This is a genomic window from [Mycoplasma] cavipharyngis, assembly GCF_042984175.1.
In the GTDB taxonomy this organism is placed as follows: domain Bacteria; phylum Bacillota_I; class Bacilli_A; order Mycoplasmatales; family Mycoplasmoidaceae; genus Mycoplasma_N; species Mycoplasma_N cavipharyngis.
Genome location: NZ_CP155569.1, coordinates 666923 through 681446, shown reverse-complemented (window position 1 = coordinate 681446; position 14524 = coordinate 666923). Strand labels below are relative to the sequence as shown.

7 protein-coding genes are annotated in these 14524 nt (G+C 30.8%); 3 read left to right on the top strand and 4 right to left on the bottom strand.

Annotated features, from left to right (window positions below; all coding sequences use genetic code 4):
• Positions 1-39: 39 nt before the first annotated feature.
• Positions 40-4344, top strand: a complete 4305-nt coding sequence (locus MCAV_RS02740; protein ID WP_391591604.1) for a hypothetical protein — start codon at positions 40-42, stop codon at positions 4342-4344.
• Between the two features lie 290 nt (positions 4345-4634).
• Positions 4635-8723: a hypothetical protein gene (locus tag MCAV_RS02735; RefSeq protein WP_391591603.1), complete on the top strand. Its 4089-nt coding sequence runs from the start codon at positions 4635-4637 to the stop codon at positions 8721-8723.
• Positions 8724-8771: 48 nt separating this feature from the next.
• Here MCAV_RS02735 and rpsD read toward each other — a convergent pair whose 3' ends face one another.
• Positions 8772-9389: a 30S ribosomal protein S4 gene (gene rpsD / locus MCAV_RS02730; protein WP_391591602.1), complete on the bottom strand. Its 618-nt coding sequence runs from the start codon at positions 9387-9389 to the stop codon at positions 8772-8774.
• 452 nt (positions 9390-9841) lie between these two features.
• Here rpsD and MCAV_RS02725 point away from each other — a divergent pair, with 452 nt between their 5' ends.
• Positions 9842-10006, top strand: a complete 165-nt coding sequence (locus MCAV_RS02725; RefSeq protein WP_391591601.1) for a hypothetical protein — start codon at positions 9842-9844, stop codon at positions 10004-10006.
• Between the two features lie 839 nt (positions 10007-10845).
• Here the strand turns inward: MCAV_RS02725 and MCAV_RS02720 are convergent.
• From MCAV_RS02720 to MCAV_RS02710, 3 genes are all read right to left on the bottom strand, one after another.
• Positions 10846-11736, bottom strand: coding sequence for a hypothetical protein (locus tag MCAV_RS02720; protein ID WP_391591600.1), 891 nt, complete (start codon positions 11734-11736; stop codon positions 10846-10848).
• Positions 11737-11970: 234 nt separating this feature from the next.
• Positions 11971-12633, bottom strand: coding sequence for a beta-phosphoglucomutase (pgmB, locus tag MCAV_RS02715; RefSeq protein ID WP_391591599.1), 663 nt, complete (start codon positions 12631-12633; stop codon positions 11971-11973).
• 5 nt (positions 12634-12638) lie between these two features.
• Positions 12639-14135 (bottom strand): extracellular solute-binding protein, encoded by a 1497-nt coding sequence (locus tag MCAV_RS02710; protein WP_391591598.1) that lies wholly within the window; start codon positions 14133-14135, stop codon positions 12639-12641.
• Positions 14136-14524 lie beyond the last annotated feature (389 nt).

Genomic DNA, 14524 nt, shown 5'->3' with positions numbered 1-14524 from the left:
AATCTTTTTAAAAAGATTAAATTTAAATACATCTCCACCTTGCAAGATAAATCAACTAAATCCCAAGGTTTATCATTCACTCAAAAAAATCCACCTACAGGCATTATCACTATGTCAACAACTATTAAAAACTCAGTTGATAATACTTTATCTGCCAACGCCTATGACTATATCAACTTAAGATATGTTCATTATGATCAAAGTACTAAAAAAGTCAAACTAGTCAAACAAGCACCCCCACCTGGGTTATTTGCTAATGACCAATGACCTAAAATTGAAGCAAGTAATAACAAACTATCAGACTTATTCCCAACACCTGCTATTGCTCAAGCAATTGCTGCCACTCTAGGCTGAACTAGTTCAACTAATCAATCTAAACAAACTAGTTTCAGTCGAGATGACTGATTTAATGCGCTAAATAAGCCCAACTTAACTTTAGACTTATCAAATAACAACTTAACTAGTATTGCTGAAATTTTTAATCCTTATATTCGCTGGGGTCTTGGCATTTACAATCTTGTTGCAAGTGTTAAACCTGATCCAATTACTCAAAAAGTTAATTATCACATTTTATATGATGGGATTGCTACACTTAAAGTTGATGATAATCAATTACACTATTTTCCTAATGTTAATTTTACTAATTTTCCAGCACTAAAAACTATTAGTGCTTCTCATAATCAAATTAGGGTGATTGGTAATTTTAGTAGTTATGGGATGAATCAGAAAAATACGGGGTATTTGAGTGATAGTGAGATTGCAAATATGAATATGAACCAGGGGAATGGGGGGTCTGCTACTTCTGCTTCTTCTACTACCAACAAATACGATTATTATCAGTACTTAAAAAGTTTGTGAAGTAGTGGGAAGGGGTTGGGGGATGATGGTTCTGGTCAGAACCAAGGTGGTTCTGGTTCTTCTTCTTCTTCTTCTTCTTCTGCTTCTTCTACTGAAGAACCCTACACTTATGATGCGAGTGATGTTAAAGCAAGACCTGAAGTCAAAGCCATCATGAAGTGGTTGGAAGAGACACTTCCAGGCAAAATGTATATGCATTTGCCTACTACTACCACTAGTAGTGGGAGTGGAACCCCTGGTTCTTCTGGAACCATTGCTAACAATTCTAACAAAACCATTTCTGACTACTCCACCTTCCTTGCCGCCATCTCATCTGACGACTTTTATTTTAATAATAAGGAAGGAGGAGTGTATGTTAATCAGGTAAGTCCAAGCACAAATATGAATGCCAACAACACAGACAATAACATGTATGACTCAGCAAGTGGCATTACTACTGACTCAGATGGTCTCATCCAAGGCAAACAAGCTAATGATCGTTCCAAAGGCCTCAACTTTGGTTCAGTTCGCTTAATGATCACTAAAGACATTAATAATATTGACTTTAGTCATAATCAAATTGAAGCCATTTCCGTATCTCCCAACTTATTTACTAATATTAATTTTAGTAGTAACAAACTCAAATATGTTCCTCCATTAGGCATTAAACCACTACCTTACTTGCAGTTCTGGTTTTATCATCAATCATTAATGAAGGTGGCAGATACTAACTTTTATAATGCAATGCACGGACCTGGACCCAATCCAGCGAATTGGAATAAGTATTATAGTACGGGGATGGTGAATGAGAAGCCAGCTGGGTTTGGTCTTGGTAGTGAAGGTCTTGCCAACGACAAAATCCAATGAGTGGGTTTAGCAGATGTCAATCAAACTTTACCTAAAATTAGTTTTGCTAACAACCAGTTGCTTGATTTTTGACCACAACAAAAACAAACTGACAGCTGGTATTTATGACCGAAGTTGACGGTTGGTGCAAACGAGCGGGAAGGTCCTACAGGGAATATTACTTATGGGTTTTCTGGTGGGGGTGGTCTGGTAGGGGGAGCCAGCTCCCCCTCCAAGCAAATTATGATCAAAAACAACCCAACAAATGTGATGGGCAAACCCATCTTTCCATGAAACAACCAAATTGGAGCGCCTTCAAACGACTTCAACCCTTATTTCAGCCGAATTTGAGTTGGAGCGAATTTAGCGGGATTGGTTACTGGAGGAGATAAAACACCCTTTTTCAGCCACACTTATTTAGGCGGCATTAACCGTGATTTTGCTTATCAAGTGGCTGATGTTTCTGATGGGATTGATATGTCTGCAGGGATTAACAATTTGACACTGGATGGAACAAATCAAGCCGCTTATGGCTCATACAAGTTATGAGCCACTGCTGCACTTGATCGCTGGATTTATGCTCACTGGTTTAATCAACTAAGTGATAATGAAGTGTTATCTAAAGGACAAACTAGTACTTATGCGTTTGATTTTCATGTGGATGAGTCTGATTCTAGTAGGTTGGTGTTACCAGGGTTTGGGGGTTCTACTGGAAGTTCAAATAGTGGGACTGGCATGGTAGGGGGCGGAGACCCCTCCACAGGAAACAATGGGACTGGTCTGGTAGGGTCGAGTTCTTCCCCCTCCACAAATTCAGACAAATACAAACAAGTTGGTACTTCCAACTTTAGTGATTCTGACGCCTATCAATCATTCAACTCCTTTATTCCTTATTTACTCACACGAACATTACCGCAAAATGGTAACAACCAAAACTCATGAGGGTCTAATAATGGTAGACTAAGTGGTAGAACTCACCCACAAAAACTTGAATTTAAGTTGTATGGGGATGGGAGAGAAATAACTCCAGCTGAATGAAAAGATGTTGACTGAACGAGTTTTTATGCGAATGCTAATGGGCTTGATTATGATTTGAGTTTTAAAGAGAATGGGGATAGCATGATAATGAGTTATTCACCAGGTGATAATAAGGGGGTGCCTACCTCTACTAATAATGGGGCTCAAGGGGGTTCTTCTGCCATTAACAATGGCACACAACCACTAGTTCAACTAATTGGCCAACTGCCCTATTATAATGGGCGGAAAAATGCAGGGGATTGGACAGTTAATACTGGTTCAAACACAACAAAACTATCTTCGATCCACCCATTAGGGGTTGATAAGGAGATATTGAAGTATACTGTTGGTAATAACACCACCACCAAATTCTACTACAACAAAATTAAACTAGTGATTCGTGCACCCTTACAAAACTGAAACTATAATTATGATTTTAATTTAGTTCAAAATATTGAGTATAAGTTGGATCCGAAACCTAGTGGTGGAGCCAACCCACCTCAAGCACCAGGAACTTCCACCAGAACTTTTGATGTTAGCAAAAGTAATAAGTTAAAAAACTATTTTGCAAGTACGATTAACCCTGAAGTACTTAAACAACATTTAAGTGAGTGAGCTGACACTTCTGATTATGTTAAAAATTTTATTAGTCAACAAGTTGGTGTCATTAATGTTAAATCTGTGAATGAAAATGCTCAATCAGTCACTTTATCTTTTGATGTTAAAGACCAGTTTAATCAGAAGGTAAAGCTTGATGATATTACATTAAGTGGGTTTAAGCAGCAGAAAGTGGAGTTTGTGGCTGGGGGTAAGCAGCAGGGGCAAACCGGTCAACAATCTTCTTCTACCCAAAGAAAGATTGTGGCTGATTTTAATTCTGATCAGAATAATTATCCTAACCAGTTTGTTCCTGAAGATGAAGATGCAGCAAGACAATGGATTTATACTCATTTTGGCATTAGTTTTGTTGGCTTGGAGGTTGATGAGAGTAAAAAACAAGCAATTGTGGGAAGTAATGGTGGTCAACCCACAAGCAACAATACTTCCCCCAATAATCTATCCACCTCTAATGTGCTTCCAGACTCAGCTGATTCTTTAATCAAATCATCTCAAGTCTTCTTATTAGACTATTTAAAAAATAAGGCTGATTATGTTTCAAACATCATTATTGATCATTTAAAAGGTAAACTAAGTTTTAGCATCCAAATTAGTGGTAGTTCAACCAATGGTTTTATTAATATTAATCAAAACATTAGCATTAACACCTTTAATGTGTTTGATTATGAGATTAAGCCTGATCAGGCTAACAAATCCTTATCAGCTTATGATTATCAGCTTGATATTAAGAAGTTGCACCCACTTGTGATCTTAAAAAAAGGGGTGGTGGATCCACAGACAGGGGGGATAAAGCAGCAAGGTGGAACTAATAGTCAGACATGAAGTAAAGATCAAACAAGTGAGATGTTGGTTGCAGCTAACTTATTACCTAAAAATACTAGTTTGAAAATTACTAATTTAACTGTTGATGCTTTTTCAGGTAAGCACCCTCCCCCACTCAAGCTCAAGCAACCACAACCCAACCAACTTGGCCTGACTCAGATACAGACGCCAAACCAATCATCTCAATTTTCAACAACCCCCTAATTGCCAATCAAGTTGTTAATGCCCTAAAACAAGCTAATCCTGATCAAAATTATTCTTTAGGAGTCAATTCCAGTTTTGCTAAAACCCAATTAGCTAAAATCACTAGTCTTGATTTATCCAACTTAAGCTTAAGTAACCTTGATTCAATTTTTAATCCCGTTCTAAAATGAGAATCCTTACACACAATTGATTTATCTAACAATGATTTTAGTAAGTACACTATCAAGTTTGAAAAAACCAATTTCCCAAAACTATATAAAATTAGTGCTAATAATGCTCATTTAAAGCAAATGATTGATGTTAGTTCATATGTACTTGATCCGTTTGATTGGTGTGCTAGGGCAAATTCAGACACAGAGATGTGTCAAGATCCTAACCCAAATTCTTCTAAAGATCAAACAACTAGGGCAAATTCTAATAATGTCACCAAATCCCAAGCAGAAGCCCAATACACCAATCCAATTAAAGATGGTGTCCCAAGATACTTCTCCTTAAACAACAACCAAATTCAACAAATCCCTAGATACTACTTAAAAATTAAGCTCGCTTATTTTGATCTAGCTAACAACTTATTAGGAATTGGAACAGAAAAAGATCCACTAGGAGTGTATGGCATTCCATGATATTCGTTGAACAAATCAAGTAATACTGAAGGACTACTTCCAATCCAAGATCCAAGCATTCGTGGCCCATATGGAATTAATGTGTATGCTACAAGTGAGAAGAGTGGGAGTGGCAACAGCAAATCTTGAAAATACACAGATGAGCAAGTAGCTAGATGAAGGTCAATGCCTTTTCCAATTAGAGGGCTAACTTTTGGTAATTTTAATGATGTGCCAGATAGTAATAACCAGTTTGATAGTAATGTTACTTTTAATAATGGTCTTAATAACAACATGATGGCTGACTCTGGAGGCAATCAACCCTACTTCAACTTTGCTAACAACCATTTAGTTGCGCCCATGATTTTTAGTCAAAGCAATGTGAATTATGATCCAAATGCAATTGTTGCTCCTCAAACTAAAAGTGTCAACTTGTTTGTAGGATTAGATGATTTTCAAAAATCAAAATATCATATGGATCAAAAGATGATTATTGAAAAATATGAAAAACAAACAGACAAAACCCCCTTCTCAGACAATAACAATGCTGAACTACTAGTTCCTGAACCTGATAGTATTTATCCTTGAATTAATCAAATTGGACAAACTAAACAATATTTACCAGGAACAAGCTACATTTGAAACACTTATAGTGTTTATACTATACGATCATTTAATGGTTATGGGCTGTTTGAGCAGAAGGAGGATAGTAGGGCTGATGGGACTGAAGGGAACATGTGGGATAATAATGTCCAGATGACTAGTAATGGAGGGAACCAACAGGGACAACCTGATCCTTATGCGGGTACGAGTAAAAATGGATCAGATAATAGTCAAGGCATCAAATGAACCGTACCTAAAGCAAGTGATTTTAAGGTGTTTAAAAATTCTAGTACTAATACTTCCATCCCCCCCAACATTAGTGATTTTATTAGTGGAAAAAACGGACAAGACCCTCATGGCTGATGGGGGGTGAAAACATTTAGTGGGAATTGAAGCTCCAGTTTTTTCATGGGTAACAAATCAGCCGGAGCAAACCACCCCATCCACTGAACCCGCTATAAACCATTTAGAACATATTTAGTAAGTGCTAAAAGCTTTGCTAGATCTCATCGCCGCCAAGCATACACACCTGTATATGATGGCAATGTTTTTTATGATGCAACTACTACTGATAATGTCAATCAAACAATTAGTTTAAGTCCTAGTGGGCAAACTTTAAACAATACTACTGGAGTGAATAATAAAATGATATTAATTAATTTGACTAGTAGTACTAATCCATTAAGTCCAACTTCTGGACAACAAGTACCAGGTTTAAAATCATTTTTCACTAACAACAACAATGCAGCACTTTTTGGACTTGCACCAAACTTATGATTGACAAATATTAAGCAACCTAGTAGTTTTGGGATTAGACAAGGCGAGAATACCCCATACAAATCAGCTTATACTAATACTAATGGGTTATATAGTTATACGAGCTATTTTTATGTCGTGGATCAGATAGAGAGTGAGTTGCAGAATGAGGGAAATTTAGCTAAAGAAGTGAAGAGTCCAGCAGGGACTAACACTAACAATAACCTCAACCTAAGCCAATATGCTAACAAATTTGCTCAAGTTATTAGTGCTGAAAATATTTTAACTGGAAAAAACCAGTTTTGAAAATCAAGTAAACAATTTGATCAAGTTTATTTACAACAACTAGATCGTACTAAAGTGCATTTAGACTTTGATGATACTAGTGGTACACTAAAGTATCAGTTTAAAGTGTATCTGCCAGGATATTCTGCTAATGGAAGGTTGTTGCCTAAAAATCATGAAGTTCAAGCAACTAAAAATGAAACACGAACAATTGATCAAAATATTAATCAAACTGTTAAGGGCTTTGTTAAGGGGCAGTTGCAGGTGGAAGATCATACAGGCACTTGAACTGATGTGGATATGGCTAAGACTAAGCAGCAAAACCAAAATGATCAATCAGAATCAAACACAATCCTTCTGCCTGCACCTAAGAGCATTCAAGATTTGATTAAGGACCAGTTAGATGGGTATGATCAAATAACTAAAGATAAAATTGCAGCCACCCTTAAAACCAACTATTTAGGTAATTTATTAGCTGATTCATCTAAAACAACAGCAGATATTATTAATGGTAATCATAGTGATTTACACAATGTTAATCAACAGTATATTACTAACTTAACTAAAGATGCAACTTCTGGAACTATTAGTTTTCAAGTTAATGTTCCTTCATTTAAGTTTAGCAATAATAATAGTTTAGAGTTTCCAAGCAAATGAAAGTCTAAAACGTTTGTGTATCAAGGATTGAAAAAACTAAGTACTAGTTTTATTGGAACTAGTGTGAGTGGAAATGCTGCAACTGGTGCTTCTAAACTCTTCAATGTTGATGCTTACACTTCTGATGAGCAGAAGAAAAAATTTCGTGAGTTAATCAAAAAACCTGCAAGTGCAGTTACAGCAGCTGATTTACTAGATTTGAATGCAGTGACAACTAACAATGCTGAATGACTTAAAAAACCAGACACAGAAAAACAAGCCGCCTTTAGCTTATTAGCTAACAATTTAGCTGGAACTGTAACTTGAACGATTAGTTTACCAGCTGATGAGAATAAAAAAATTGCCCCCCTAATAGCAACTTATCAATGAGCTGGATTTAGTACTACAAGTACAACTATTGAGTGGAAAAAACCAGAAGATTTAAAAGATGTTTTGAGAGGTAAAAGCATTGATCAAGTGGTGCAGATGTTTAATACTAATCCACAAATGTTTTTTACTGTTGTTAGTGGGGGTGCAAGTAGTAATAATTCAATTACTAAAGCTGATTTGGTTCAAGAAATTCAATATAATGCAAATGGTAACAATCCTAATTTAATTGTTGATGAAAGTAGGGGGACAATTCAGTTTTTTAATGTCCAACTTAAAAACTATTATCAACATGGTGTCAAATTTGAAAATGGACAACCAGTAAATAATGGTAGTAGTACTAATAATACTAATCCATCCTATCTTACTTTGCCTGCATCTGCAATTTATTTATTTCAACGTGGTGTGTCTAAGTTGAACTGAAAACAAGATAGTGAAGTTATTAGTAACATTAAAAATTATTTAGATACTAACAACCTAATTCCTGCAGGACTTAATAAAGATAAACTAACTTTATTTCAAATTAAGCAATTAATTGTGACTAACAATTTAAAACTAACTGATCTTAAGATTTTTGAACTAAAAAACATTAAAGTTGAAGATGTTAGCATTAGTGTCCCATTATCTCAACTAATTAGTAGTGATGATCAAAAAGGAACTCTAAGTTTTGATGGGATAAAAGTTAATAACTGACAAGAAGATGAGAGTTATCAGACAATTACTAAAATGATTGATCTAAAAGTAATTCAAGGTGAGAAAATTACTAACACTTTTGTTTTTAGTGAGCAACTAAGTCCGTTTTTAATTAATTTGTCTGTGCCAAAAATTGCTGAACTTTTTGCTGATCCTAAAACTGCTGCTACTTATATTGATGGCTTAAATCAAGGTGTGAAGACGTTTGATAATGATGGTAAGTTGTTACACCAATATCATGTTGATGTAACTAAAGTGAAAGTTGATCTAATTAAGGGTAAACTAAAGTTTGAATCTGGTGCAATTAAAGTGACTAATTTTGTGGAAAAAATGGGTGAGAAACCAAAAGAGTTTGAGGTGACAACAGCTAAGGAGTATGATGTGGGGAATAAGGTGAGAAAAACGTTTGTCATTTAACAAACGTTTAATTTTAATATTTTGATTAAGAAATTTTAGAAATGAATTTTAAACTAAACGTTTGTATCATTCTACAACATAAACTTCATTAATTTCAGCTGATAATTCATCACGATTAGGATATCTTAAAAAGATACCTTTTTTTGCTTGTTTATCAACTTTTACAAATTCAGGAAGACGCATTTCTAAACCTACTTGAACTAGTGGTAAATTTGCGATTTTTGGTTTTAGAGAAATTTCATCACCAACATTAATAATCATTGATGAAATATTAGCTTTTTTATTGTTAACTAAAATATGACCATGATTAACTAATTGTCTTGCTGCTCTTCTAGTTGGTGCAAAACCCATACGATAAACTAAAGAATCTAAACGACTTTCTAAAACTCAAGATAGATTTAAAGATAAAGCACCTTCCATGCTAGTAGCAATTTTAAAAAAGCGTCGAAATTGACGATCGTTTAAACCATACATAAAAGCCATTTTTTGCTTTTCTTGTAATTGTTCACCATAACCAGTTAATTTTTTACGACGAATTTGAGCTGGTCCATGTTGACCAGGGATAGTTGTTCTTTTTTTACCTTTAGAAAATTCTTTATTATTTTCTAATAAAGAAATTCCATAACGACGGGATTTACGATAAATACTGCCAGTATATCTTGACATTTTATGCCTTTATTTTTTAATTCAATTCAATAAAAATCCAAAAACAAATTCATAAAATTAAAATTTGTTTTTGCTGACATATACAGAATATTATCTATTTTTAACAAATGATGTTAGTGAATAAAATATAGATATTTAAAATCGAAAATTAACTTCGAAAATTAAAATTAGTTAATAAATAAATTAGGTGATATAAATTTCAGATTGATCAGCCAATCTTACTTTTATTTAATTAATTTAAGTAAATATATCTAAAATACTAAAACATTATTAACTTTGCTGATATGTATCTAGAATTATAATCTATTATTTAAAAATAATTCAACATAAATTATTATCAATTAGTTTAATTTAAATTACAAAGTATTGTAGCTAAAATCTTAGTAATTAACTTTTAGCATTAGATTTTAGTTTGTTTTATATTTATGTCAAACTAATAACAACTATTTTAAGTGATAGATCATTTTCTAAAAGATCAAGGTTTTGATATAGTTCATCAAGTAGCTAAACTTGCTATTATTGTTACTGGGATTTTAAGAATATATAACATTAATCAATTAATGACCATGTTCATTAATGAAGCAATGAGTGTTAATGAAGCAATAAAAACAAAATAATTCAATGAAAATGATTGGCAATCAATGTTCTAAAGAATTTAATGAGTCAATAATAAGAAAACTAGATCTTAAAATCTAAAAAAATAATTTAGATAGAATTTTAACTGATCAACAAAAACAAGAATAATATGAAAAATTTAGGATGCATAAATAGAAATAATTGATTAAATATCAATGCTAAAAACTATTTCATTTTTAAAAAACAATTTGTTCAAGTAGGGATAAGCATATAATGATGGATTAGGTGGTTAAATGGCTGCTAAAAAAAATAATTCTAAATTAGCAAGCTATTTTAGAAAATCAATCAAAATAGTTCAGCAAAATTATCTAAATACCAAATTAAAACGCAATGATTAAAATTAAAGTAAATTATAAAATTGAATGTTCAGTAATGATTTTAAAAAAGATGATTATTTAGTTAAAAAACAAAAAGTGAATAAGAAGATAAATGAAAATAATAATTGCATTAAATTTGAAAAAAATTATAAGAAAATTATTTAGAAGATGATTAAACAAAATTTGCAAAAAAGTAGTGAGAGCATTCAAGTTAAGCAAAAATTAGCAAAATTACATCATCAAAAATCAAACCGGTCTTATTAATGCAATAAGCAAAATAAAATTTTTATCTAATGAAAAAAACAGATAAAAAATTAATACTAAAAATAGTATTTATAACTAATACTGAAATTGAAAACTAAAAAAATTATTGACCGAATGATCAAAAAATATACTTATATTAAATAAATAAAAAATACTACTTAACCTAACTTATCATTATGTAGTAAAAATAGTGACTAAATATGATGTTATAAAACACAAAAAAACAATTTTAACCATTTTTAAAAATTGTTTAATTTTTCACTAATAAATTTTTGATAACGATCAGAAGTCTCATTAGTGTTTATATCACGAATTTTATTTTCTCATTTTCGAATTTCAGGATCACTTATGACTTGATTATAAAATCATAGTTGATAATCTTCGATATTATCAAAAAATTTTTTTCTACGATTAACAATGTCTTGATTATTTCTTCAAATTCTGTCTAAAAATTGATAAACTTGATAATCTCAATATTTTCTAAAAATTAATCTAATTAATCTTTTAATGGCTACTGGTAATGCAATTAAAGCAACTAATGCTAATCAAAGATTAATAAGAGTAATAATTCAAATTCCAATATTACCACCAATACCACCAGCAGTATTAGGAAAAGGTGCAATTATTGTTTCTCATCATGTTTTTTTTCAAATTTGAGGTGGTCATCAAATGCTAAAAAATTCTATTTTTTGACTAATTAAAATTGGAACAGCAATAAAATCAAATGCTAGGATGATTAAAATAACACTAATTCATTTTTTGATTCACTCATTAAAATAAATACTACAATCTTCAATATTACTTAAAATGGTTATTGGTAATCTAAAAAAAAGAAATCGAGACAATTTAATAAAAAATGAAGGCAAATATTTAATAATGTATGGTATTGCAATTAAAACAATTAAAGCAATTATGAAACTAAAAATAATGAAAATCCAAGCAAATACATTACCAATCCATCCACTTGCTTCACTTGGAAAGACAGTAATCATTTTATCCCATCATTCTTGAGTCCAAAATAAAGGAGGTCATCAATGTGTAATAAACTTTACTTCCTCACTATTTAAAATGGGAATAATAATATTACCAATGACTCAAAAAACAACAAGAAAAATTATGATTCGAAGCATTTTTAAAATTTTAGAAATTTAATGTAAATTAGCAACTTAAATAATAAAAATTTTATCAAATTTAATTAAACGAATTAAATTAAAAGAAACTAATTAGAAAACAATGAAAAAAACATCTGAAATTAAAATCAAGAAAAAATAGTTTTTTATAATCATTAAATAAAAAATAAACTAAGAATCAAAACTTAAATAGTCATTCTTAGTTTATTCTGGTTTGATTATTTTATAATAAAACTATTTTGTTTTTACTAAATCAGCTAATTTAATTGCTTCAGTTGTATTAAAAACAAATTGTGCTTTTTCTCATTCTGAATTTTTAATTCCATTAGTAATAGCAACAGTTTTAATTTTAGCAGCATTTAATCCTTGAATACCAGCAATTGCATCTTCAAATCCTAAACACTCTTCTGGTTTTAGGTTAATACCTGCTGCTGCTTTTAAAAAAATTTCTGGATCTGGCTTACCTTTTTTAATTGTTTTTGGATCAACAATAAAATCAAAATTATTTAATAAGCCTATTTTTTCTAAAATTAATTTAGCATTAAATGAAGAAGAAGCGAGCGCTAATTTTAAATTATTTTTTTTAGCATCAATAATTAGTTGTTCAATGCCTGGTAAAATATTTTGAGATGATAAATTTTCATTTAGTAATTGAAGATAATAATCATTTTTTGCTAATGCTACTGAATTAATTTTTTCTATTGACCAGTCATTAATTTTTTTTAATTTTAAAATTGCTTTTAAAGTATCAATTCGATTTAAACCTTTTAACTGATTATTTTCATTAGAAAAATAATCAATATCATAATTTTTTAAAATTTTTTTTCATGCTAAAAAGTGTCATTCAGAAGTTTCAGTAATAACACCATCAAGATCGAAAATTAAACCTTTAATCATAGATTTTATTGATTTAAATTTATTGATTTCTTCTCATTTACTTTTAATTTATCTCATTCAACTATTAATGCAGTTTTATCAGTTGCAATATTTTTATAACCTTCATTAGTTACTTTTTTTAATACTGGATCAGTATTATTAAAACCTGCTGGGAAATAATTATCAATTGCCGAAACAACATCGGCTGGTTTTGTATAATTTGTTGCTGATCGCAATAATGGATCATTAATGTTATTTTGATCTATTCCTGGAATTTGTTTAAATGGTGAAAGCAATTGCATTTTATTTAAAGCAAATTCTACTCCTACTTTAGTTTGATATAAAAATTGGAAAAATAATTTTGCTGTTTTTAATTTAGCAGGATCATTACCTGTTGTAGTTACTCCCCAACGTTGTGAAATTGATCGCGCTAATTTTGCTTTTTTTGTGACTTTATCAAAAGCAGGCATTGGCATAAAACCAATTTTAGCATCTTTTTTAGCATCTAAAATTTGATTAATTGATCATGTACCATTTTGGGTCATAGCAAATTGACCAACAGCAACATTTTGCATGGCAAGATCGACCGTATTGGTTTTTAAGGTGTAATTTTCATCTTGACCATAAATTTTTAAAGCTTCTTGCATATTCATTAAAACTTGATCTGTTAATACTTTATTAGCGTCTGCAAGATCCATATCACCTTGTTTTAATCCAGTCTGTGCAGCAGATACAACACCTAATAAATGATTAGTCATTGGTCATATATGACTAGATTCTGTTTTAGCAGTAGAATAAAAAGGTTTGATATTATTAGTTTTTAATATTGTAATAATTTTTTCAAAGCCTTCTTTTTGTAAATCACTAGTATATACATTATAAGTTTTAGTATTATTTATTGTTTTTTCTTCAACACCATTAAAATTTGCTGGTTCATTAGTATTAAGATTGATATCTTTAAAACTTTTACCTTCATGGACAGTAATATTGGCTCTAGCAAAAACATCCTTATTATAAATAATGCCAAAAGATTCAATTGCTTGATGCATAAAATGTTTACTACCAATAACAAATTCACCTTCAGTAGTATTATCATTTTTTAGCATTTTTGATGCTGAAGTATCAATAAAATGATGAGCAATAGTACGAAAACCACCAAGACCACCTGCACCTAAAATTAATACTGATCCTGGACCATTAATAAATTTAGCATTTAAAAATTGACCAAAATCAGTTGCGCCACCTACTTGTGTAAATGTTAATTTAGTATCATAAAAGCGATTGAATGTATCAATAAATTCTTTTGATTGAGTTGCAATTTCTTGTTTGTTCGCAAGAATTTCTAATGCATCTTTAGAATAACCTGCTAATTCAGTTTTTAAAGCAACTGCTGTTTGGTCTTTAGCAATTTGATCAAAAAATTGTTGATTAAAACTACTTTTAGCTGAACAAGCAGCAAGAGTAATTGAACTAATAAGACCAATAAATGGTAAGATTAATAATTTTTTTGTTGATTTTTTCATAATTTGTATTTTTTAATATATTAAATATTTATTTTATTATTTCTTAAATAATTTTTTTGAATGTTCTATTAAGAGATTAATTAATAAATTATTTCAAGATTTTTTAATTTTTTTGTTTTAAAAACCCCTAATAATTTTTGACGAATTTTAATTTTGTATTTTGAAATATTTTAGTCATTTAATCCAACAAGAATTTCATAATTAAACTTTGATGTTAATCAAATTGTTATTGTTTAATTTTTGTTACATGATTAAAAAGATGAATTTGTGATAAAAGTTGGAATAATTTTTTCATAATCAAAATTATTGTTTTTTTAGTAATTCAGATATGCTGAATTTCATTGTTCAACAATTATTTATTAGTTATTTTGATTTTAAATGATTTATAT